The 22,936-nt window shown below is 38.9% G+C and carries 19 protein-coding genes; 18 read left to right on the top strand and 1 reads right to left on the bottom strand.

The features are described from left to right. Positions 1–46 precede the first annotated feature (46 nt). From xerA to SanJ4206_RS05755, 6 genes are all read left to right on the top strand, one after another. Positions 47–1,015 carry a site-specific tyrosine recombinase/integron integrase gene (xerA, locus tag SanJ4206_RS05780; protein WP_022525010.1) on the top strand — a complete coding sequence of 323 codons (969 nt, stop codon included), beginning with the start codon at positions 47–49 and terminating at the stop codon, positions 1,013–1,015. Positions 1,016–1,029: 14 nt separating this feature from the next. Then, positions 1,030–1,500: a restriction endonuclease subunit S gene (locus SanJ4206_RS05775; RefSeq protein WP_084214271.1), complete on the top strand. Its 471-nt coding sequence runs from the start codon at positions 1,030–1,032 to the stop codon at positions 1,498–1,500. Between the two features lie 28 nt (positions 1,501–1,528). Beyond that, positions 1,529–2,074: a restriction endonuclease subunit S gene (locus SanJ4206_RS05770; protein ID WP_051415233.1), complete on the top strand. Its 546-nt coding sequence runs from the start codon at positions 1,529–1,531 to the stop codon at positions 2,072–2,074. A gap of 64 nt (positions 2,075–2,138) precedes the next feature. Then, positions 2,139–2,294, top strand: a complete 156-nt coding sequence (locus SanJ4206_RS09845) for a hypothetical protein (protein WP_003029192.1) — start codon at positions 2,139–2,141, stop codon at positions 2,292–2,294. A 32-nt stretch (positions 2,295–2,326) separates the two neighbouring features. Continuing rightward, entirely contained in the window at positions 2,327–3,715 is a 1,389-nt protein-coding gene (locus SanJ4206_RS09940) for a hypothetical protein (protein WP_237334561.1), read from the top strand. Between the two features lie 382 nt (positions 3,716–4,097). Then, a complete protein-coding gene (locus tag SanJ4206_RS05755; RefSeq protein ID WP_157622039.1) occupies positions 4,098–5,789 on the top strand; it encodes a phospho-sugar mutase in 1,692 nt (563 codons plus the stop codon). A 53-nt stretch (positions 5,790–5,842) separates the two neighbouring features. Here SanJ4206_RS05755 and SanJ4206_RS05750 read toward each other — a convergent pair whose 3' ends face one another. Continuing rightward, complete coding sequence (locus SanJ4206_RS05750) at positions 5,843–6,811, bottom strand: NAD(P)/FAD-dependent oxidoreductase (protein ID WP_003029201.1); 969 nt, start codon at positions 6,809–6,811, stop codon at positions 5,843–5,845. Positions 6,812–6,937: 126 nt separating this feature from the next. On the opposite strand from SanJ4206_RS05750, the gene SanJ4206_RS05745 reads away from it, so the two are divergent. The 12 genes from SanJ4206_RS05745 to pheT all read left to right on the top strand — a co-directional run bounded on the left by SanJ4206_RS05745 (position 6,938) and on the right by pheT (position 22,875). Next, a complete protein-coding gene (locus SanJ4206_RS05745; RefSeq protein ID WP_022525007.1) occupies positions 6,938–9,481 on the top strand; it encodes a M1 family metallopeptidase in 2,544 nt (847 codons plus the stop codon). Between the two features lie 156 nt (positions 9,482–9,637). Then, the gene (locus SanJ4206_RS05740; protein WP_037593189.1) at positions 9,638–10,381 is read left to right on the top strand and encodes a DeoR/GlpR family DNA-binding transcription regulator; all 744 of its coding nucleotides are present in this window, start codon (positions 9,638–9,640) and stop codon (positions 10,379–10,381) included. Beyond that, entirely contained in the window at positions 10,378–11,289 is a 912-nt protein-coding gene (gene pfkB, locus SanJ4206_RS05735) for a 1-phosphofructokinase (RefSeq protein ID WP_003029208.1), read from the top strand. Before SanJ4206_RS05740 ends, pfkB begins: the two co-directional genes overlap by 4 nt. Continuing rightward, complete coding sequence (locus tag SanJ4206_RS05730; protein WP_003029212.1) at positions 11,286–13,235, top strand: PTS fructose transporter subunit IIABC; 1,950 nt, start codon at positions 11,286–11,288, stop codon at positions 13,233–13,235. Before pfkB ends, SanJ4206_RS05730 begins: the two co-directional genes overlap by 4 nt. A 163-nt stretch (positions 13,236–13,398) precedes the next feature. Next, positions 13,399–13,773, top strand: a complete 375-nt coding sequence (locus SanJ4206_RS05725) for a DUF1149 family protein (RefSeq protein ID WP_003024043.1) — start codon at positions 13,399–13,401, stop codon at positions 13,771–13,773. Positions 13,774–13,776: 3 nt separating this feature from the next. Beyond that, a complete protein-coding gene (locus SanJ4206_RS05720; protein WP_003029214.1) occupies positions 13,777–14,625 on the top strand; it encodes a DegV family protein in 849 nt (282 codons plus the stop codon). A gap of 10 nt (positions 14,626–14,635) precedes the next feature. Further along, positions 14,636–15,403, top strand: a complete 768-nt coding sequence (gene dapB, locus SanJ4206_RS05715) for a 4-hydroxy-tetrahydrodipicolinate reductase (RefSeq protein WP_003029216.1) — start codon at positions 14,636–14,638, stop codon at positions 15,401–15,403. Next, positions 15,400–16,599, top strand: a complete 1,200-nt coding sequence (locus SanJ4206_RS05710; protein WP_003029218.1) for a CCA tRNA nucleotidyltransferase — start codon at positions 15,400–15,402, stop codon at positions 16,597–16,599. The genes dapB and SanJ4206_RS05710 overlap by 4 nt, the downstream gene beginning before the upstream one ends. Next, the gene (locus SanJ4206_RS05705) at positions 16,596–18,461 is read left to right on the top strand and encodes an ABC-F family ATP-binding cassette domain-containing protein (protein ID WP_003029222.1); all 1,866 of its coding nucleotides are present in this window, start codon (positions 16,596–16,598) and stop codon (positions 18,459–18,461) included. Before SanJ4206_RS05710 ends, SanJ4206_RS05705 begins: the two co-directional genes overlap by 4 nt. A 305-nt stretch (positions 18,462–18,766) precedes the next feature. Further along, positions 18,767–19,813: a phenylalanine--tRNA ligase subunit alpha gene (gene pheS / locus SanJ4206_RS05700; protein ID WP_003029223.1), complete on the top strand. Its 1,047-nt coding sequence runs from the start codon at positions 18,767–18,769 to the stop codon at positions 19,811–19,813. Between the two features lie 5 nt (positions 19,814–19,818). Beyond that, positions 19,819–20,346: a GNAT family N-acetyltransferase gene (locus SanJ4206_RS05695; protein WP_003029225.1), complete on the top strand. Its 528-nt coding sequence runs from the start codon at positions 19,819–19,821 to the stop codon at positions 20,344–20,346. A gap of 123 nt (positions 20,347–20,469) precedes the next feature. After that, positions 20,470–22,875 (top strand): phenylalanine--tRNA ligase subunit beta, encoded by a 2,406-nt coding sequence (gene pheT / locus SanJ4206_RS05690; RefSeq protein WP_157622038.1) that lies wholly within the window; start codon positions 20,470–20,472, stop codon positions 22,873–22,875. Positions 22,876–22,936: the final 61 nt, after the last annotated feature.

Here is a 22,936-nt window from a genome sequence, read left to right as displayed (position 1 = left end):
TTAATATTAGTGGGGTAGTGATGTCGGTAACGAGGAGATTACCGATATGACAAATGAACTAATAAACAAGATAAAACAAAAAATGCAAGCGTATTTGGGAGAAGAGCAGATGAGACAGTTGCATGAGGTTTTATGTGACTGTCTTTCTTCTTCTGAAGAAAAATCTGAAAGTAAGACTGTTGATTTGATACAGCTATTTCTTGCAGCAAAAAGAGTGGAAGGATGCTCTAACAAAACAGTACATTATTATGAATCAACTATTAGAAATGCTGTGGAAAAGATAGATAAAGATGTAGTGAAAATAACAACTGATGATTTGAGAATGTTTCTAGATGGATATCAGGAAGAAAACAATATCAGTAAAGTTACAGTTGATAATATACGAAGAATTCTGTCCAGTTTCTTTGCTTGGCTTGAAGATGAGGATTATATCGTCAAGAGCCCGGTTAGAAGGATTCATAAGGTTAAGACCTGTAAAACTGTAAAGGAGACTTATACAGACGAAGCTTTAGAAATAATGAGAGACGAATGTGATGGATTGCGAGATCTAGCTATGATTGATCTTCTTGCATCTACTGGAATGAGAGTTGGAGAGCTTGTGAAGCTTAACTGTGATGATATTGACTTTGAAAATAGGGAATGTGTTGTTCTAGGAAAAGGTAATAAGCAGAGAAGAGTATACTTCGATGCAAGAACCAAGTTACATCTACAAAAGTATTTGAATAGCAGAGAGGATTCTAATGAAGCGTTATTCGTATCACTACAGAAACCTTACAATCGTTTGCTTATTAGTGGTGTTGAGATCAGACTTCGAAATCTAGGAGAAAAACTGAACTTGCATAAGGTGCATCCACATAAATTCCGTAGAACATTGGCAACTACTGCTATTGATAAAGGAATGCCAATAGAACAAGTGCAACAGCTTTTAGGGCATCAGAGTATTGATACGACATTGCAGTATGCAATGGTTAACCAAAATAACGTGAAGCAGTCACATAGGAAATTTATAGGGTAAACTAATCGCAATTTATCGAGTGGTTTGGCAATGAAAAAAATACCGCTGAATTAGGCGAATGCGCATTCATTGAAAAAGGTAAAATAATTACACGTGATAATGTGGTGGAAGGAGATGTACCTGTTGTTGCAGCTGGGATTGAACCGAGTTGTTATCATAACGAATCAAATAGAATGGCAGGAATAATTACAGTAAGTGCTTCGGGGGCTAATGCTGGGTATGTGAATTATTGGAATATGCCTATTTTTGCATCGGATTGCAATACTGTTCTTACAAAAGATACAAATAAGCTAGATGAAGTATTTTTGTATCATAGACTTAGGACGATGCAGGAAGAAATATTTTTAATGCAAAGAGGGTCTGGACAACCGCATGTTTACGCGAAAGATTTAGAACACATTATTGTTCCAGTGCCTAATATGGATGCTCAGATAAGATTTTCTGCATTTGCAGAACAGAGCGATAAATCAAAATTTTACGGGTAAATCGCAATTTATCGAGATGTTCGGTGATATGTTAACTGACCAATCAGTATACAAGGTTGTACCACTTGCTTCTGTATTTGATAAGCCGCAAGGAGGAGAATGGGGAAAAGATGATCCTGATAATACTGGTGTTCCTGTCTTAAGGACAACTAATTTTACGGATGAGGGAATTATTGATTTCACGGATGTAGCAACGAGGATTATTCCTCTTGATAAAGTTGAGAAAAAGTCTTTATCAAAAGGGGACATTCTTATTGAAAAATCTGGTGGATCAAGCGATAAACCTGTTGGTAGAGTGGTTTATTTTGAGAGTGATGACAACACTTATCTGAATAATAACTTTACTGCAAAATTACACCTAAATGGAATATTTGATTTGAATCCATTCTATGTATTTAAGCTTATGTTTGTAAATTATTGGATGGGAGGTACAAAGATCCATGAAGGCAAAACAACAGGCATTCATAATATCAGATTGAATGACTATTTAGAAAAAACATATATTCCGCTTGCTCCAAGAAGTATTCAAGACGAGTATGTGGAGTTTGCAGAACAGAGCGATAAATCAAAATAAGAGGAGGAAGGAAGATTGCAAAAATTTAGCAGCTTCGAGAAGTATCTCGAACATAAGTATTACAATGAAAGAAAAAGTAGATTTTTTGTTTGATGCATATAATAAAATGTATGCTGAAAAACAAGAGTTAGAAAGGCAGATAAATTGTTTAGTTAAACTCTTGAATGCTATAAATTGTCCAGCATCTGTAATCAATAAGGCCTTGAATGAGGAGACATAAATATGATTTCGTATAGAGAAAAAGAGATGATAATGGTCATGAAATTTATGGCTGATCATTCTAGTGATTTTGCAGAACAGTTTATGGATACTCATAAGAAGATGACTGGTAGCGAAGCGGTTGTCGAATCAATTAATATACTTCCTGAGATATCGAATTATGCCTCTTTAGTAGAGTATGTTAACAGCCAAGGGTATGATACGATTTTAAGAATGGAAGATTTGTTATCTGAGGAGGAGCTGGCTCAACTTGAGAAAGAATACGATGATATTGAAAGTGAGTTCAAAAGTCAAACAGGTTTGAATAAAACTGATGCTCTTTTTATTCTTATTGCAGTAGTATTACAAATGATTCGTCAATTCTTACAACCCTCTGTTAATTTTGATGCGTTCAAAAATAAGAAGGATAGACCGTCACACAATACCACAGCTAATGAGGCTAAGAAATCTGTATATGATAAAGACAAAGCAAGTACTATGAAGAATAAGGCGGAGAGCGACAAAACAAAGGGCTCAAGATATTATCATGCCTCAGTTCAAGAAATAGCAGATATAAATCATGTTCCATACGATGTGGTGAGTGGTACAAAAAAATTTAATGTGAAGCTGAGCGGAACGAATCATAGAGCCAAGACATTAGGACATGATCCTTGGTTGGGTTATTTATTTGGAACTTGTAATATTTTAACAAATACTATGTCACTTGGAAAAGACAATGCATTTCGTACATTACATGTAGGAAAGGATACATCGGATAAGCCAGCTGCTATAGCTGAGGCAAATCTGATAAAGATGTTTGAATATACGGTAAAAAGATATAAAGAATCAAAGGCAACAATAGGTCTAGCATTTATTAAGCAAGCCTACCATATTAAATCTGACGAGTATTCGAAAGAAGGATTAAGCTTACCATTTTTGCAGTTGTTGGTAGATTCGGATATTATCAAGGAATTATGTGAATCAGGAATAGACTATGCGAAATTGAATTTTTTGGGGTCAGTCGGAGTTCAGACAGTATTAGCAGAGATGATTAATTACATAATTTCTGTTGCTCATAGAATTACGATTATTTGCGAAGAAAATAAAAAGAATAACGAAACGATAACTAAAGATCAGTTACTTCAATCACTAAAGAAAAATGTAACTTTACATGAAGTGAGAACAAGAAAGGTTATTATGATTTCTGAAAGCATAGCGTCTTCGGTAAATGCAATCGTAATTGGTAGTATTGAATTGTTTGCTGTATATACAGAGAATGAAAAGTTGGCGAAAGATGCAATTAAAAAATTAGATATTGGAGGGTATATATCAACAGTTTTTCATTTGTTTACCGATATTAGATTTATTACAAAAATAAAAAAAGATTTTATTGCAAAAGCTATTGAAGAAAATTATCAAGACAAATTAGCACAAGCTAAGTAGTTTCCAATATGTCTCCTGTAATATTGCTACCATGACATCAAGCTTTAGCTGGCACCAGACTATGAGTTTGAGAAAGTTTATTCTGCAGTCTTGTTTTTACATGCGCATTACGTTAAGTCTGTTGATCTATTATCTAAGCTAGATGTTGCTTATCAGGATATTCTTGTATTAGATGAGAATGATATTCAATTTATTGATTAAAATCTACCTAATCAACAATCATCCACTGAGAGATAAAATCTATGAAGTTTACATATAAGTAACTGTTTTAAATAAAAAACTGCAAGCGTTTTAAAGAAAAATCGGAAAAAGGATTGATAAAAACGAAAAGGTAGTATAGAATGGAATTATTGAGAAATAATATATTAAAAGGAGTCGTTATATGAACTACAAAGAAGTTTATGAACAATGGCTAAACAATGATTTTTTCGATGAAGAAACAAAAGCTGATTTGCTGTCTATTCAGGATGATGAAGCTGAGATCGAAGATCGATTCTACAAGGGTCTTGAGTTTGGGACAGCTGGTCTTCGTGGGAAATTGGGTGCTGGTACCAACCGCATGAATAAATACATGGTAGGAAAAGCAGCCCAAGCATTAGCTGAAACCTTGAAAGACCATGGTGAAGAAGCGATTAAAAGAGGCGTTGCAATCAGTTATGATGTCAGATATAAATCAAAAGAATTTGCTGAATTGACTTGCTCTATCATGGCTGCTCATGGAATTAAAACCTATATTTACAATGGCATTCATCCTACACCAATGTGCTCGTATGCAATTAGAAAATTGCACTGTAAAGCAGGAGTCATGGTAACGGCTAGTCATAATCCACAAGAATACAATGGCTATAAAGCGTATTGGGAAGAAGGTTCACAGATTTTAGATGACATTGCAGGACAAATTGCAGGTCATATGGATGAAATTGTGAATTTTGAAGACATCAAGTCCATTCCTTTTGAAGAAGCCTTGGAAAGCGGTCTTGCAAATTATATTGATCCATCTGTTGAAGAAGATTACTACCAAGAAGTTCTCAATTTAACGATCAACGAAGATGTTGATAAATCTATCAAAGTTGGCTATACGCCTTTGAATGGTACAGGAAATATTCCTGTCAGAGAAATTCTGAGGAGAAGAGGATTTGAAAATATTTTCGTCGTAAAAGAACAAGAATTTCCTGATCCAGATTTTACAACAGTTGGTTATCCAAATCCAGAATTTCCAAAAGCATTTGCTTACTCTGAAAAGCTTGGAAAAGAAAATAATTGTGACATTTTGATTGCCAATGACCCAGATTGTGACCGTGTTGCTCTGGAAGTAAGAGATGCGAATGGCGATTATATCTTTTTAAACGGAAATAAGATCGGTGCTTTGCTTGCTTATTACATCTTCTCTCAACGTTATGCCCTCAACAATTTGCCGGAAAATCCTGTCATGGTGAAATCTATCGTTACAGGTGATTTATCTAGAGCAATTGCAAAGAAATATGGCATTGAAACAGTTGAGACTTTAACTGGATTTAAAAATATCTGTGGAAAAGCCAATGAATATGAACGCACCAAAGAAAAAACTTATGTGTTCGGTTATGAAGAAAGTATTGGCTTCTGCTATGGAACTTTTGTCAGAGACAAAGATGCTGTCAGTGCTTCTATGATGATTGTAGAAATGGCTGCTTACTTTAAAAAACAAGGTAAGACTTTGTTAGATGTTTTAAATGATATCTATGCAGAGTTTGGCTTCTATAATGAAAGACAGGTTTCGCTTGAGCTAGAAGGTGTAGAAGGTCAAGAGCGAATTGGTCGCATGATGGAAGAATTTAGAGAACATCCGTTGACAACAGTCGGAGTAATGGAACTTGAAAAAGTGATTGACTTTAAAGATGGCTATCTTGATTTTCCAAAACAAAACTGCTTGAAATATTACTTTAAAGATGGTTCATGGTATGCACTCAGACCGTCAGGTACAGAACCTAAAATCAAACTATACATCTATTCAATTGGTAAAGACGAAAAGGAAAGTGTTGAAAAACTCGATCTCATTGAAAGGGCTTGCCGAGAAAAAATGGATAGTGTAAAATAAGTACATATAAAAAACTTGAAGCGCTCTTTTGAGAACTTCAAGTTTTTTGCTTTTTAAAGACTGGTCGAATGTTTTGGCTGTATTTTTTGGTCGGGATAAATATAGTTCATAGCATTGTTGATAGCTGTAGGAGCTTCGCCTAGTCCTGTGGCTATCAAATCAATCTTTCCGTCGTAACTACAGCAATCTCCAGCAGCATAGATACCTGCGACAGAAGTTTCTTGTTTGCTATTGACGATAATCTTGTGGCGATTGAGTTCTAGTCCCCATTTTTTCAAGTTTCCAACAGATGATTTGAAGCCATAATTGACAAAAAGCTGATCAAGCGGCAAGAGCTCTGTTTCATTGCTTTTCACTTTAGTAATCTCAAGATGAGTGAGTTTGTTTCCATCGCCTATAAGTTGACTTGGGACAAATGGTGTTTTAATCGTGACAGTAGAAGCTTTTAGCTCATTGACACTGTGTTCTAAAGCACGGAAATTATCCCTGCGGTGAATGATGCTGGTCGGTGCAATCTTATCAAAAGCCAATGCCCAATCAACAGCAGAGTCACCACCACCTAGAACAACAATATTTTGCCCAGCGTATTGATTGATATTTGACACGTGATAGTGAATGTTTTCAAATTGGTCTACATTTTCTAGTTCCAGCGGACGTGGTTTAAAAGCACCACCTCCCATAGCAATCAAAATGGCTTTTGAGATGTGTTTTCCTTTGCTAGTTGTTAAGGTAAATAATTCATCGTTTTTTTCAATATCTAATACAGTCTCATTGAGATGTATGCTTGTTTCAAATGTTTTTACTTGATCAATCAAACGCTCAATCAATTCTTCACCTGTTAGATTGATAAAACCAGGAACATCCAGAATTTTCTTTTCAGGATAGAGAATGGCTGGCTGTCCACCGAGCTGAGGCAGCGAATCAATCAAATTTACTTTTGCTTGACGCATGTGTGCATAAAAAGCAGCAAAAAGACCCACAGGTCCCCCACCAACAATCGTAATATCAAAAATTTCAGACATGATTTCTCCTTAAAATAGTAACGTATTTCTATTTTATCACAAAATGAGGAAAACGATAGAGAAATTGTGTTAGGACACGTGAATTATGTTACAATAGTTACAGATTATATTATTAAGGAGACATACATGCAAGCAGTTGCACATTTTATTGAAACATTTGTTCCAAATCACTATACGATTTTTTTAGATTTGAATCGGGAGCAAAAAACATTCACAGGTAAGGTCAGCATTAGCGGAGAAGCAAAGGGAGAAAAAATTTCTCTTCATCAAAAGGATTTGACAATTCAGTCCGTTGAAGTAGCTGGCGAAGCTTGTCCTTTCTCTGTAGATAATGAAAATGAAGCAGTTTACGTTGAGCTTGGTCAAGCAGGAGTTGTTGAAGTAACGCTGACTTATACGGGTAAAATTACAGACAATATGACAGGGATTTATCCGTCTTACTATACTGTCAATGGAGTCAAAAAAGAAGTTCTTTCTACTCAATTTGAAAGTCATTTTGCACGTGAAGCCTTTCCAAGTGTAGATGAGCCAGAAGCAAAAGCTACGTTTGACCTTTCTTTGAAATTTGACCAAGAAGTAGGAGAAGTCGCACTTTCAAACATGCCAGAAGTCGATGTAGAAAATCGAAAAGCAACTGGCATCTGGAAGTTTGCAACGACTCCTCGCATGTCGTCTTATCTTTTGGCGTTCGCGGCGGGTGATTTGCAGGGCGTTACAGCAAAAACGAAGAATGGTACCTTGGTCGGCGTGTACTCTACCAAAGCTCACCCTGCTTCAAATTTGGAATTTGCCTTAGATATTGCAGTTCGCTCTATTGATTTTTATGAAGAATACTACGGGGTAAAATATCCGATTCCTCAATCTCTGCATGTAGCTTTGCCAGACTTTTCTGCAGGAGCTATGGAAAATTGGGGCTTGGTCACTTATCGTGAAGTTTATCTTTTAGTAGATGAAAACTCAACTGTTACAAGCCGTCAGCAAGTAGCTCTTGTGATTGCTCACGAATTGGCGCACCAATGGTTTGGTAACTTGGTTACAATGAAGTGGTGGGATGACCTTTGGCTCAATGAAAGTTTTGCCAATATGATGGAATATGTCTGTGTGAATGCCATTGAGCCAACATGGAACATTTTTGAGGATTTCCAAACAGGTGGTGTCCCTCTGGCTCTAAAACGGGATGCGACTGACGGTGTTCAATCTGTCCATGTGGAAGTAAAACACCCAGATGAAATCAATACCTTGTTTGACCCAGCAATTGTCTATGCCAAAGGAAGTCGTCTTATGCACATGCTTCGTCGTTGGCTAGGAGATGAGGCTTTTGCAAAAGGCTTGAATGCTTATTTTGCCAAACACCAATACAGTAATACGATTGGTCGCGACTTGTGGAATGCTCTCGGTGCAGCTTCAGGGCGTGATGTGGCAGCCTTCATGGATTCGTGGCTAGAACAACCAGGCTATCCTGTTTTGACAGCGATTGTGGAAAATGACACTCTCAAAATTTCTCAAAAACAATTCTTTATTGGAGAAAAAGAAGAAAAAGGTCGTCTATGGGTTGTACCGTTGAATAGTAATTGGACTGGTATCCCAGATACCCTAGAAACAGAAACGCTTGAAATTCCAAATTATACAGCTCTTGCAGCTCAAAATGAAGGAGCACTTCGTTTTAATACAGAAAATACAGCGCATTACATTACTGATTATCAAGGCGAATTGCTAGACAATATTTTGGCAACTATTACAGACTTAGATAATACAAGTAAGTTGCAAGTGGTGCAAGAACGTCGTTTGTTGGCTGAAGCTGGTTTCGTTTCATTTGCAGATTTGATTCCAGTGGTTGAAAGATTAACTAATGAAACATCTTATCTTGTGGTATCTGCAGTGAAGTCTGTGCTAACTAGTTTGAAGATTTTTGTGGATGAAGGGACAGAAACAGAGGCAGCCTTTAAGAAGTTACTTATCAAACTGAATCAAGCTAACTTTGACCGACTTGGTTTTAAAGCTAAAGCAGGTGAAACAGATGAAGATGAATTGGTTCGTCAAATTGTTGTAGCGAATATGATTGCGGCTGATGATGAAAAAGCGAGTCAAAAAGCGAGTCAAATTTTTGAAGCTTATCACGATAGTTTGGAAAAACTTCCTGCAGCCACTCGCTTGCAAATTTTGATTAACCAAATCAAACACCATGAGACAAAGGAATTGACCGATAAATATCTATCAACCTATATCACAACGGTTGACGGTAACTTCCAACGTCAATTGGCTTCTGCTCTATCTTATACGAAGAACGAAGCAACTCTAGCGCATCTTTTAGAAGAATGGAAGAATAAAGATGTTGTGAAACCACAGGACTTAGCAATGAGTTGGTATTTTACTTTCTTACAACACGATTTCACACAAGGAACAATCTGGACTTGGGCACGTGATAATTGGGAATGGATTAAGTCTGCTCTTGGTGGAGATATGAGTTTTGATAAATTTGTCATTTATCCAGCAAGTGCTTTCAAGACGCATGAACGTTTAGCAGAATACAAAGCTTTCTTTGAACCGCAATTATCAGATCTAGCTATTAGCCGTAATATTAGTATGGGAATCAAAGAAATTGCTGCCCGTATTGATTTGATTGACAAAGAAAAAGCAGCTGTTGAAGCAGCGATCCAAGCTACTGTATAACAACTAAATGAAAAGAAAGGTTGAATGAAAGTTCAGCCTTTTTGTAATGTTCGTTACTGTTTTAGTAAAAGAATGATAGTTTTTGAAAGAAAATGCTTGACTTTGAAAGAAAAAGGTGTATAATAAATTGTAAACGATTGCAGAGAGGGTGGTATTATTTTAAAATCAGAGCGCAAACAGGCGATCTTAGAGGAGCTCAATCGTCATCAGGTTGTTTCACTGGACAACTTGGTTCGTTTGTTAAATACTTCTGAATCAACGGTTCGTAGAGATTTAGACGAATTGGAAGATGAAAGAAAGCTGCGCCGGATTCACGGTGGAGCAGAAAGCATTCATTTCCTTCAAGAGGAAGAAAGCAATCAAGAAAAATCTATCAAAAACGTTCAAGATAAATTACGAATTGCTCAAAAAGCGGCGGAATTGATACAAGAACAGGATGTTATTTTTATTGATGCTGGAACGACAAATGAATTGTTAATCAATGAGCTTTCAAGCAAACATATGACGGTTGTAACCAACTCCATTCACCATGCTACAAAGTTAGTTGAGAAAAACATTCCAACGGTTATTATCGGAGGAGTTGTCAAAAGCTCAACAGATGCTAGTATCGGGGGGGTTGCTTTGAACCAAATCGGTCAGTTGAATTTCAATAAAGCTTTTATTGGTATGAATGGAATTGATGAAAATTTCTATACAACACCTGATATGGAAGAAGGAGCAGTCAAACGAGCGATTCTTGAAAACGCCAAGCAGACCTACATCTTAGCTGATGCTTCAAAAATCGGTCATTCCTCTTTCGTGAAAGTCGCCCCTATCAAACGTGCTAGCATTATTACGAGTGCATGTGCCAATGAGCAATTGGAAAAGATAAAAGAAAAAACGGAGGTTATTGAAGTATGATTTATACTGTTACGCTTAACCCTTCTATTGACTATATTGTCCGTTTGGATAAGGTCAATGTTGGAAGCGTGAATCGTATGGAAAGCGATGATAAATTTGCTGGTGGCAAAGGCATCAATGTCAGTCGTGTGCTCAAACGTTTGGGAATTGATAACACAGCGACTGGCTTTATAGGTGGTTTTACTGGAAAATTTATTACTGATACCTTGGAAAATGAAGCGATTGCGACTAATTTTGTTCAAGTGTTAGAGGATACGCGCATTAATGTGAAAATTAAAGCAGATGCTGAAACAGAAATCAATGGAACGGGTCCGACTGTCTCACCAGAGCAATTGACAGCATTGAAAGATGTCCTATCAGGGCTTTCAGAGAAAGATACAGTTGTCTTTGCAGGGTCAAGCAATAAAAATTTAGGCAATGTTGTCTACAAAGAGCTGATTAGCCTGACGAGACAAACTGGAGCACAAGTCGTTTGTGATTTCGAGGGACAAACACTTATTGATTCACTAGAGTTTCAGCCATTATTGGTAAAACCAAACAATCACGAGTTAGGTGATATTTTCGGAGTGAAGCTGGAAAATTTGGATGAGATTGAGAAATACGCTCGTGAAATTCTAGCTAAAGGTGCGCAACATGTTATTATTTCTATGGCAGGCGACGGTGCGCTTTTGGTAACAAAGGACGGAGCTTATTTTGCAAAACCAATCAAGGGAATCGTAAAAAATTCTGTCGGAGCTGGTGACTCAATGGTTGCAGGCTTTACTGGCGAATTTGTCCGTTCAGGAAATGCTGTTGAAGCCTTCAAATGGGGAGTAGCTTGCGGAACGGCAACGACTTTCTCTGATGACTTAGCGACAGCTGATTTCATTAACGAAACATATGAAAAAGTAGAGGTAGAAAAAATATGAAAATTCAGGATTTACTGAGAAAAGATGTGATGTTGCTTGATTTACAAGCAACTGAAAAAACAGCTGCTATTGATGAAATGGTTCACAGTTTAGTTGACCACGGTTATGTAACGGATTTTGAAACATTCAAAGAAGGAATCTTGGCTCGTGAAGCTTTAACGTCAACAGGCTTGGGCGACGGGATTGCCATGCCACACAGTAAAAATGCCGCAGTCAAAGAAGCAACAGTGCTCTTTGCTAAGTCAAACAAAGGTGTGGATTATGAAAGTTTAGACGGGCAACCGACAGATTTATTCTTCATGATTGCTGCACCAGAAGGAGCGAATGATACTCACTTGGCTGCACTTGCAGAATTGTCCCAACACCTGATGAAAGATGGATTTGCAGATAAACTTCGTCAAGTGACTTCACCAGACGAAGTGATTGCGTTATTTGATCAAGCGTCTGATAAAGCAGCAGAGCCCGCAACGGTAGCACCAGCAACCAAAGATGGTGATTTTCTTGTTGCGGTAACAGCATGTACAACAGGAATTGCACATACTTATATGGCGCAAGAAGCTCTTCAAAAGGTAGCTGCTGAAATGGGCGTTGGCATCAAGGTTGAAACCAACGGTGCTAGTGGTATCGGAAATAAACTGACAGCAGAAGATATTCAAAAAGCAAAAGCGGTTATTATTGCGGCTGATAAAGCTGTGGAAATGGATCGATTTGATGGCAAGCCATTGATTAACCGCCCAGTTGCTGACGGTATTCGTAAGACAGAAGAGTTGATTAACTTAGCACTATCAGGAAAAGCAGAAGTGTATCATGCAGCCAATAAAAAAGCTGCCTCCTCTTCAACAAATGCAGCAGGTGGATTCTACAAACACTTGATGAGTGGTGTTAGCCAAATGCTTCCATTCGTTATCGGTGGTGGTATCATGATTGCGGTGGCATTCTTGATTGACCAAGCAATGGGAGTGCCAAAAGATCAATTAGCAAATCTCGGTACTTATCATGAGTTGGCAGCAATGTTTAAGAATATTGGTGGTTTGGCCTTTGGCTTTATGCTTCCTGTACTGGCTGGTTATATCGCTTATTCTATCGCTGAAAAGCCAGGTTTAGCACCAGGTTTTGTAGCAGGTAGTATGGCTTCAGCAGGTCTTGCTTTTGGTAAAATTCCATTTGCAGCAGGCGGGAAAGCAACTCTTGCACTTGCTGGTGTACCTTCTGGTTTCCTTGGAGCTCTAGTGGGTGGTTTCCTTGCAGGTTACGTTGTAAACTTCCTTAAAAAAGCCTTGAGTGGTCTTCCAAAATCACTTGAGGGTATCAAGTCCATTCTACTTTATCCACTTTTAGGTACATTGCTAACTGGTTTCTTGATGCTGTTGGTAAATATTCCAATGGCCGCTATCAATACTGGCTTGAATAGTTTCCTAGAAGGCTTATCTGGTAGTTCAGCTGTCCTCCTTGGACTCGTTGTAGGTGGTATGATGGCTATTGATATGGGTGGTCCTTTCAACAAAGCGGCTTATATCTTTGGTACAGGAACTCTTGCTGCAACTGTTTCAACAGGTGGTTCAGTTGTAATGGCAGCAGTTATGGCTGGTGGTATGGTTCCACCTCTTGCAGTCTTTGTCGCAACCCTTCTATTCAAAGACAAATTCACCGAAGAAGAACGCAATTCAGGTTTGACAAACATTGTTATGGGTCTCTCATTCATCACGGAAGGTGCTATTCCATTTGGTGCTGCTGACCCTGCCCGTGCCATTCCAAGCTTTATGGTTGGTTCAGCTTTAGCAGGCGCACTTGTTGGCATGGCTGGTATTAAACTCATGGCACCGCACGGAGGTATCTTCGTTATTGCACTTACTTCAAATGCCCTTCTCTATATCATCTTCATCTTGATTGGCGCAATTGTAAGTGGTGTGTTATTCGGAGCGCTTCGCAAACCATTGAATAAATAATGATGAGTTTCATCGTTCTAGGAGTTGGAAAAAAATTTCTCCAGCTCCTTTTTTTAATCTAAAAGAAAGTATTGAAAGGAGATGATTTTCATACTGATTAAAATAGTCAGGCGCTGGAAAATATGTTATAATTTTAATAACGCATATTTTGAGGAGAAATGAAATGGAATTACAACGCGAAAAAGAATTTGTCAGTCAATATCACTATGACGCACGTAATTTAGAGTGGGAAAAAGAAAACGGAACGCCAGAAACGAAAGTGGATGTCAATTTTCAATTATTAAATCAAGATCAAGAAGGACAAGTGACTTCTATCGTTGTAATTGTGAGTTTTATGATTGTCTTTGATGCTTTTGTAATTAGTGGAACAATCTCACAAGTCAATCATATTATGGGACAAATTGTCAATGAGCCAAGTGAATTTGAGCAGGACGAAGTAGAACAACTTGCTCGTCCAAGTTTGTCCGTCTTAAATCGTTTGACCTATGAAGTAACAGAAATCGCCTTGGATTTACCAGGTATCAATTTGGAGTTTTAATGCATGAAATTAGCCGTAATTACTGATTCGTCAGCATATTTGGATAGCAAAGTCATCGAAAATGAGCATTTATTTATCCTAGATATTCCCGTTAGTATAGACGGGGTTGAGTATATTGAAGGAAAAAATCTTTCTGCTAGTGAATTTTATCGAAAAATGGCAGCTTCTAGTGAATTGCCAAAAACGAGCCAACCGAGTATTGCTAGCTTAGTAAATATCCTTTCTTTAGTAGAAGGACAAGGTTATACTCATGTCATTGGTTTGTTTTTATCGAGTGGAATTTCTGGTTTTTATCAAAATATCCAGTATTTGAAAGATGAATTTCCAAGTTTGGAAATTGCTTTTCCGGATTCAAAAATCACAAGTGCGCCACTTGGAATGATGGTGGAGCATATTTTGAACTGGGCTGAACAAGGGTTAGCGTTTGAGCAAATTCTGAGCAATCTTGACGTTCAAATCAAGGGAATTGGCGCTTTTATCATGGTAGATGACTTAAATCATTTGGTAAAGGGCGGCCGTTTGTCGAACGGCGCTGCAATTCTGGGAAACTTGCTCAGTATCAAACCAATTCTTTACTTTAATGACGAGGGCGTCATCGAGGTTTATGAAAAGATTCGTACCGAGAAAAAAGCTACGAAACGCCTGATTGAGATTGTCAAAGAGCAAACTGCACAAGGAAATTACCAAGTGATGATTATTCATGGAAATGCACTGGAAAAAGCAGAACATTTACATCAATTATTGTTAGAAGCTGGTGTTTCCGGAGAGGTTCCGATTGCGACATTTGGTAGTGTGATTGGAACTCACCTGGGTGCTGGAAGTATTGCCTTAGCTTATATTCCGATTATTTAAGGAGAATTCCATGAGTATAAAGGTCATTATTGCTGGTTTCAAAGGAAAAATGGGACAAGCTGCTTATAACATGGTGACAGAAGATCCTGTATTAGAGCTCGTTGGATTGCTTGACCCACTTACTCCAGAAAAAGAAGTAGCTGGTGTTCCCGTTTTTAATCAGAAAGAAGATTTGAGTGGTGTAGAAGCGGATGTGTGGGTTGATTTTACAACTCCTAAGGTGGCGTATGAAAATACTCGTTTTGCATTAGAGCATGGTTTTGCACCTGTGGTTGGAACGACTGGATTTACATCGGATGAAATCAAAGAGTTAGTTGAGTTTTCTCGGCAAAAAGAGCTAGGAGGCTTGATTGCTCCTAATTTTGCTGTAGGAGCGGTTCTTTTGATGCAATTTGCAACGCAAGCAGCTAAATATTTTCCAGATGTAGAAATCATTGAATTACATCATGATCAGAAAAAGGATGCGCCGAGTGGCACAGCGATTAAAACAGCTGAATTGATCAGCAAGGTTCGCCCCAAGAAGCATCAAGGTGCAATGGACGAAAAAGAGTTATTACAAGGAGCGCGTGGTGCAGAAATAGACGGCATGCGTATTCATTCGGTTCGTTTACCAGGCTTGGTGGCGCATCAAGAAGTCATCTTTGGCGGTCAAGGTGAAGGACTGACACTTCGTCATGATTCGTACGATCGTAAGTCTTTCATGACGGGGGTGAATTTAGGTATTAAGGAAGTGGTCAAGAAAAAAGAGCTTGTCTACGGATTGGAATATTTATTATGAGATTAGAAAATCTGCCTTCTGAATTTCAGGAGGCTTTACCAGTATTAAAGAAGATTAAGAATGCCGGCTTTGAAGCGTATTTTGTCGGTGGTTCAGTCCGCGATGCTTTATTGAATCGACCGATTCATGATGTGGATATTGCAAGTTCTAGTTATCCAGAAGAAACCAAACGTATTTTTGAGCGAACGATTGATGTCGGAATTGAGCATGGGACAGTTTTAGTCTTAGAGGACAATCATGAATATGAAGTGACGACTTTTCGGACAGAGGATATCTATGTAGACTATCGCAGACCTAGCCATGTCACGTTTGTTCGTTCTCTAAAAGAAGATTTAAAACGGCGCGATTTCACGATCAATGCTTTGGCTTTGGATGAAGCAGGGAATGTGATTGATTTATTTGAAGGGTTGGATGATCTGAAACAGCAGATCTTACGTGCTGTAGGAACACCTTCGGAACGCTTCAACGAAGACGCCTTGCGCATTATGCGAGGATTTCGTTTTCAGGCATCCTTAGGCTTTTCATTAGATACAGACACATTTCAGGCTATGAAAATGTGTGCGCCACTATTAAAAAAAATTTCTGTGGAGCGAACTTTCATTGAATTTGACAAACTACTGACAGCGTCTTATTGGCGTAAAGGATTGAAAAGTCTGCTTGCCAGTGGTGCAACGGACTATTTACCTGACATGCGCAGCAGCCAATCACAATTGAAAACAATGTTTGATATTAAAGTAGATTTTCAATTTACGAGTTCAGAGCAAGCCTGGGCTACTCTTTTAATGGCTCTTCAAGTAAATAATGTTAAAAAATTCCTCAAACATTGGAAAACTTCAAATGAATTTCAAAAGCGCGTAGAGCAAATTGTCACGATTTATAATATCCGCCAAAGGCATTTTCTGGATAAGGAAGAATGCTATCGTTTTGAACTGGACCTGATGATACAAGCAGAAGAAATTCGTCAAGCACAGGGATTAGCGGTTGATTTTGAAAAAATTCATTCTACTTATGATTCACTAACGATTCATGATAAACATGAAATTGTCGTCAATGGTGGTCTGTTAATCAAAGAATTTGGCTTTAAGCCGGGGCCTGCTTTAGGACAGCTCTTGACTGAGATTGAGACAGCTATTGTGAATGGTGTCTTGGACAACCGTCTGGAGGCTATTTTAGCTTTTGTAGAGGAGAGAAGATGAGTGACTTTATTGTTGAAAAGTTGACTAAAACGGTGGGAGATAAGACTGTTTTTAAAAATATTTCCTTTATTATTCATGGTTTGGATCGGGTTGGCTTGATTGGGGTCAATGGAACTGGAAAAACGACTCTTTTGAATGTCCTGTCTGGAAAATCTGGATTTGACGGGGATGTCAATCCTTTTTCTGCTAAATCGGGCTATAAGATTGGCTACTTAACCCAAGAACCGCACTTTGATGACGACAAAACGGTACTAGATACGGTTTTATCTAGCAATCTGCGAGAAATGCAGCTCATTCGTGAGTATGAGCTATTGCTGTCTAACTATGATGAAAGCAATCAATCTCGTTTAGAGAAAATTATTGCTGAAATGGATGCTCTTCAAGCTTGGGAAATTGAAAGTCAAGTTAAGACTGTTTTGTCGAAGCTAGGTTTGAACGACTTATCTGCTAAGGTCGGCGACCTGTCGGGGGGGTTACGACGGCGCGTGCAATTGGCGCAAGTCTTGTTAGGAGACGATGACTTATTGCTCCTTGATGAGCCGACAAACCATTTGGATATTGATAGTATCGAATGGCTGACGAATTTTTTGAAGAATTCCAAAAAAACGGTTCTTTTCATTACCCATGACCGCTATTTTCTAGATCATGTTTCGACGCGGATTTTTGAATTGGACAGCGGAGATTTGCTTGAATATCAAGGAAATTATCAAGATTATGTCCGTTTGAAGGCAGAACAAGACGAGCGAGATGCTGCCCTTCTCCATAAAAAGCAGCAACTTTATAAGCAGGAATTGTCCTGGATGCGTCGCCAGCCACAGGCCAGAGCAACCAAGCAGCAAGCTCGAATCAATCGTTTTCAAGATTTGAAAAAGGATTTATCTGATCAAGCGATTCAGACAGACTTAGAAATGAATTTCGAGACCAGTCGGATTGGGAAGAAAGTGATTGAATTTAAAGATGTGGACTTTGCTTATGGTGACAAGAAGATTCTTTCTCATTTCAATTTGTTAGTTCAAAATAAAGATCGGATTGGGATTGTGGGGGATAATGGTGTTGGAAAATCTACCTTGCTCAATCTAATTGCTGGGAAATTAGCACCTCAATCTGGTCAATTGATCATTGGTGAGACGGTTCGTGTGGCTTATTTCTCACAGCAAATTGAAGGATTGGACGAATCCAAACGCGTTATTAATTTCTTGCAGGAAGTCGCAGAAGAAGTTAAGACATCTGCGGGGACGACATCTATTGCTGAGCTGTTGGAACAATTTCTCTTTCCTCGCTCCACTCATGGAACTTTGATTGAAAAATTGTCCGGAGGAGAGAAAAAGCGGCTCTATCTTCTCAAGTTATTGTTGGAAAAGCCGAATGTTTTGCTGTTGGATGAGCCGACTAATGACTTAGATATTGCGACATTAACGGTGCTGGAAAATTTTTTGCAAAGCTTTGCCGGCCCAGTTATTACTGTTAGTCACGATCGGTATTTCCTTGATAAAGTAGCAGATAAGATTTTAGCCTTTGAAGAGGGAACTATCAGAGAATATTTCGGTAATTATACTGATTATCTGGATGAAAAGGCATTTGAGCTAGAGAGCTCTGCTATTTCCCAAAAGTCGGAAAAGGAAAAAGTAACTAAAGTGCGAGAGGAAAAGAAGCGCTTAAGTTACTTTGAAAAACAGGAATGGGAATCTATTGAGGGAGATATAGAGAAGCTTGAGGAGAAAATTGCAGCTATTGAGGGGGAAATGCAGGAATATGCTTCGGACTTCGGTCGGCTCGCTGAACTCCAAAAAGAGTTGGATGCTAAAAATGATTTGCTTTTGGAGAAATATGAGCGCTACGAATACTTGAGTGAGTTAGTATAGAATTGACTACTGCCTGTAATGTGTGTCAAGTGTGATTGCATTTTTAAACAAGGTCTATTTACAAGTCCTATAAAATTTGGTATAATATCAACTAATTAAATAAGATTCCGCAAGACTAGTAGCTTAGGGGAAGTTTGACAGGGAGAAGAGCCAGAGACTGAGAGCTCTTTAGATGAAAACTAGGTGAATTCACTTGCAATAGGATTGAGAATTAAGGTCTGGGAAACCAGATAAAAACGGATGGTACCGCGTGTCAACGCTCCGCTTATGGAGTTTGGCATGCGGTTTTTATATTTGGAGGAATTATGTCAACCATTGAAGAACAATTAAATAAGCTTAGAGAAGAAACGCTGGCGTCGTTGAAAAAAATCTCGACTGAAAATGAAAAAGAAATGCAAAATCTACGAGTTTCTGTTCTTGGGAAAAAAGGCTCTTTAACAGAGATTTTAAAAGGAATGAAAGACGTCTCTGCCGATATGCGTCCGATTATCGGGAAGCATGTCAATGAAGCACGAGATATTTTGACCGCTGCTTTTGAAGAATCTGCAAAGCTACTAGAAGAGCAAAAAGTTGCTAATCAGTTGGCGAGGGAGTCAGTAGATGTCACCCTTCCTGGTCGGAAAATTCCTGCTGGGAATCGTCATGTTCTTAGCCAAACAAGTGAAGAAATTGAAGATATTTTTATCGGTATGGGCTATCAAGTCGTAGATGGTTTTGAAGTTGAAACAGACTATTACAACTTTGAGCGGATGAATTTGCCAAAAGACCACCCAGCGCGTGACATGCAGGATACTTTCTACATTACAGAAGAAATTTTGCTGCGTACTCACACCAGCCCAGTTCAAGCTCGTGCTATGGACGCTCATGATTTTTCTAAAGGTCCTCTGAAAATGATCTCGCCAGGGCGTGTGTTCCGACGGGATACGGACGATGCGACGCATTCTCACCAGTTCCACCAAATCGAAGGTTTGGTTGTCGGGAAAAATATTTCTATGGCAGACCTTCAAGGAACATTGCAGCTCATTGTGCAAAAAATGTTTGGAGAAGACCGCAGTATTCGTCTGCGTCCGTCTTATTTCCCATTTACAGAGCCGTCTGTTGAGGTGGATGTTTCTTGCTTTAAATGCGGTGGGCAAGGATGCAATGTTTGCAAAAAGACTGGCTGGATTGAAATTATGGGAGCTGGAATGGTGCACCCTCGTGTCCTTGAAATGAGTGGCATTGATGCTGATGTTTATTCTGGCTTTGCTTTTGGACTGGGTCAAGAACGGGTGGCTATGCTGCGCTACGGTATCAATGATATTCGTGGCTTCTATCAAGGTGATGTTCGTTTTTCAGAACAATTTAAATAAATGCTATGTTAGTAAAAGTAAAAGAAGGACAGGTTGAAGTTCTACGAGAACTGGAAGTGCAAACTTATCAAGAAACTTTCGGCCCTTATATCAAAGTGAAAGATATGCAAGATTATTTTACTCATGAACTCTCCCTTGAGCAGATTCAGAAGGATTTGGCGCAAGTAGAGTCGGAGACTTATTTTGCACTAGATGAGAAAGAAAAGATTGTTGGCTTTCTCAAATTTAACTGGGGGCAAGCACAGACTGAGCCAGTAGAATCAGAACACTCAATGGAGAATGCTTTTGAGGTTCATCGGATTTATGTTTTGAAACCTTATCAAGGACAGGGCTTTGGCAAGGAAATGTTTAATTTTGCCATGCAAGAAGCTACTAAACGAAAGTTTTCGTGGATTTGGCTAGGTGTTTGGGAAAAGAATTTCAAAGCGCAAAACTTTTACTTTAAATATGGTTTTGAACGTTTTAGTGAGCATGAGTATGCGACTGGTGAAACGGTTGATATTGACTGGCTCATTCGGAAAGAATTAAATTAAGCGAAAAAGCACTTGGCTTGGGCACTTGTCCCAGCTTCAAAAAGAAAGGAAGTAATATGAGGCAAAATTTTTGAGCAGAAACAATAGTTCTCAAAGATTTCTATGCACTCATATAGATGAATTATGCTAGTAAGTTATAAATGGTTAAAAGAACTAGTTGATGTTGATGTGCTAAGTGAAGAATTAGCTGAAAAAATGTCAACGACAGGGATTGAAGTAGAAGGGGTCAGCTCTCCTGCTGAGGGATTGTCAAAAATTGTAGTTGGTGAAGTGATTAGCTGTGAAGATGTAGCTGAAACACATCTCCATGTCTGTCAAGTGAATGTTGGAGAAGAAGCGCTTCGACAAATCGTTTGCGGTGCTCCAAATATACGAGCAGGAATCAAGGTTATGGTAGCTCTTCCAGGAGCTCGCATTGCGGATAATTACAAAATTAAAAAAGGAAAAATTCGTGGGTTAGAATCCCTTGGAATGATTTGTTCCCTTGGAGAATTAGGCATTTCGGACTCGGTTGTTCCAAAAGAATTTTCCGACGGTATTCAAATTTTGCCAGAAGAAGCTGTACCGGGGGATTCCGTTTTTCCTTATCTTGACTTGGATGATGAAATTATTGAGCTTTCTATCACGCCGAACCGTGCAGATGCGCTTTCAATGCGTGGAGTAGCGTATGAGGTAGCGGCTATCTACGACAAGTCGGTTCATTTTAAAGATTTTCCGTTGTTGGAAACACAAGAGCAAGCTGGAGAACAACTTTCTGTTGCGATTGAAACGGACAAGGCTCCTTTTTATGCAGCACGTATTTTGGAAAATGTAACCATTGCTCCAAGTCCGCAATGGCTTCAAAATCTGCTTATGAATGCAGGGATTCGTCCTATCAACAATGTAGTAGATGTGACAAATTATATTCTACTTTACTTTGGACAACCAATGCACGCCTTTGATTTAGATACTTTTGAGGGCAATCAAATTGTGGTGCGCGAAGCGCGTGCGGGTGAAAAATTAGTAACTCTTGATGATGAAGAGCGCGAATTAGAAACGAGCGATCTTGTGATTGCGGTAGCAGATAAGCCAGTCGCTCTTGCTGGTGTCATGGGTGGAGCTGCAACGGAAATTTCTTCTCAATCAAGGCGTGTAGTGCTTGAAGCAGCAGTTTTTGACGGAACTTCCATTCGTAAGACGAGCGGACGTCTCAATCTTCGTTCAGAATCATCCTCTCGCTTTGAAAAAGGAATTAACCTAGCGACAGTAACAGAAGCTCTAGATGCTGCGGCTAGCATGATTGCAGATCTTGCAGGTGCAACGGTACAAGCCGGTATCGTCTCAGCGGGTCAATTAGACACATCAGATGTTGAAGTTGTTTCAACATTATCAGATGTCAATCGTGTACTTGGAACGGAATTAACCTATATAGATATTGAAGATGTTTTCCGTCGCCTTGGTTTTGGTCTTACTGGCGATGCAGAGAAATTCACAGTCAGCGTACCACGTCGCCGTTGGGATATTCACATTGAAGCAGACCTTTATGAGGAAATTGCGCGTATCTATGGTTATGATAAATTACCAGCAACTCTTCCAAAAGGTGACGGAACAGCTGGTCAATTGACAGAAACCCAAAAACTTCGTCGCAAAGTTCGTACAGTTGCAGAAGGTGCTGGTTTGATAGAAGTTATCACCTATGCTTTGACTACTCCTGAAAAAGCTGTGCAATTTAGCACTAATCCAAGTAACTTGACAGAGCTGATGTGGCCGATGACAGTAGATCGCAGCGTTCTTCGTCAAAATATGGTAGCTGGCATTTTGGATACTGTTGCCTATAATGTAGCACGTAAAAATAAGGACTTGGCTCTGTATGAAATCGGAAAAGTCTTCGAGCAAACGGGGAATCCACAGGAAGAATTGCCAACTGAAATCAACAGCTTTGCCTTTGCTTTGACAGGTTTGGTTACTGAAAAGGATTTTCAAACTCCAGCTGTACCAGTTGATTTCTTTTATGCAAAAGGAATTTTGGAAGCACTTTTTGACCGTCTGGGTCTAAAAGTAGAGTACACAGCGACACAAGCATTAGCTGGTATGCACCCAGGTCGTACAGCGACTATTTCACTAGACGGACAAGTCGTTGGTTTTGTCGGTCAAGTTCATCCAGTAACTGCTAAGGATTATAATATCCCAGAAACGTATGTAGCAGAAATCAACTTGACAGCGATTGAACAAGTAATGCAACCAGCAAAACCATTTGTAGAAATTACCAAATTCCCAGCTGTAACACGTGATATAGCACTGCTTCTGAAAGCAGAAATCAGTCACAAAGAAGTCGTTGAAGCTATTGAGGCTGCTGGTGTGAAACGCTTGACAGATATCAAATTATTTGACGTCTTCTCAGGTGAAAAACTGGGACTCGGCATGAAATCAATGGCTTACACCTTAACTTTCCAAAATCCAGAGGATACTCTGGAAGATGAGGAAGTAGCTCGTTATATGGAAAAAATCCAAAAGTCTCTTGAAGTAACGATTGGTGCAGAAGTGCGGTAAGACATGAAAAGCTCCTAAATTGAAGTTTAGGAGTTTTTTCTTGTAGTAATATAATGTATAA

It is taken from the genome of Streptococcus anginosus, assembly GCF_001697145.1.
Taxonomy (GTDB): Bacteria; Bacillota; Bacilli; order Lactobacillales; family Streptococcaceae; genus Streptococcus; species Streptococcus hominis.
This window is presented reverse-complemented; position numbering and strand designations above follow the sequence as displayed.

What these genes read in the sequence shown, in the direction of transcription:
- xerA (WP_022525010.1), top strand. Translation starts at nt 47, where the DNA reads ATGACAAATGAACTAATAAACAAGATAAAACAAAAAATGCAAGCGTAT.
- SanJ4206_RS05770 (WP_051415233.1), top strand. Translation starts at nt 1,529, where the DNA reads ATGTTAACTGACCAATCAGTATACAAGGTTGTACCACTTGCTTCTGTA.
- SanJ4206_RS05730 (WP_003029212.1), top strand. Translation starts at nt 11,286, where the DNA reads ATGAAAATTCAGGATTTACTGAGAAAAGATGTGATGTTGCTTGATTTA.
- pfkB (WP_003029208.1), top strand. Translation starts at nt 10,378, where the DNA reads ATGATTTATACTGTTACGCTTAACCCTTCTATTGACTATATTGTCCGT.
- SanJ4206_RS05695 (WP_003029225.1), top strand. Translation starts at nt 19,819, where the DNA reads ATGTTAGTAAAAGTAAAAGAAGGACAGGTTGAAGTTCTACGAGAACTG.
- SanJ4206_RS05705 (WP_003029222.1), top strand. Translation starts at nt 16,596, where the DNA reads ATGAGTGACTTTATTGTTGAAAAGTTGACTAAAACGGTGGGAGATAAG.
- SanJ4206_RS05720 (WP_003029214.1), top strand. Translation starts at nt 13,777, where the DNA reads ATGAAATTAGCCGTAATTACTGATTCGTCAGCATATTTGGATAGCAAA.
- SanJ4206_RS09845 (WP_003029192.1), top strand. Translation starts at nt 2,139, where the DNA reads ATGAAAGAAAAAGTAGATTTTTTGTTTGATGCATATAATAAAATGTAT.
- SanJ4206_RS09940 (WP_237334561.1), top strand. Translation starts at nt 2,327, where the DNA reads ATGGTCATGAAATTTATGGCTGATCATTCTAGTGATTTTGCAGAACAG.
- SanJ4206_RS05750 (WP_003029201.1), bottom strand. Translation starts at nt 6,811, where the DNA reads ATGTCTGAAATTTTTGATATTACGATTGTTGGTGGGGGACCTGTGGGT.
- SanJ4206_RS05710 (WP_003029218.1), top strand. Translation starts at nt 15,400, where the DNA reads ATGAGATTAGAAAATCTGCCTTCTGAATTTCAGGAGGCTTTACCAGTA.
- SanJ4206_RS05745 (WP_022525007.1), top strand. Translation starts at nt 6,938, where the DNA reads ATGCAAGCAGTTGCACATTTTATTGAAACATTTGTTCCAAATCACTAT.
- pheT (WP_157622038.1), top strand. Translation starts at nt 20,470, where the DNA reads ATGCTAGTAAGTTATAAATGGTTAAAAGAACTAGTTGATGTTGATGTG.
- SanJ4206_RS05755 (WP_157622039.1), top strand. Translation starts at nt 4,098, where the DNA reads ATGAACTACAAAGAAGTTTATGAACAATGGCTAAACAATGATTTTTTC.
- dapB (WP_003029216.1), top strand. Translation starts at nt 14,636, where the DNA reads ATGAGTATAAAGGTCATTATTGCTGGTTTCAAAGGAAAAATGGGACAA.
- SanJ4206_RS05725 (WP_003024043.1), top strand. Translation starts at nt 13,399, where the DNA reads ATGGAATTACAACGCGAAAAAGAATTTGTCAGTCAATATCACTATGAC.
- pheS (WP_003029223.1), top strand. Translation starts at nt 18,767, where the DNA reads ATGTCAACCATTGAAGAACAATTAAATAAGCTTAGAGAAGAAACGCTG.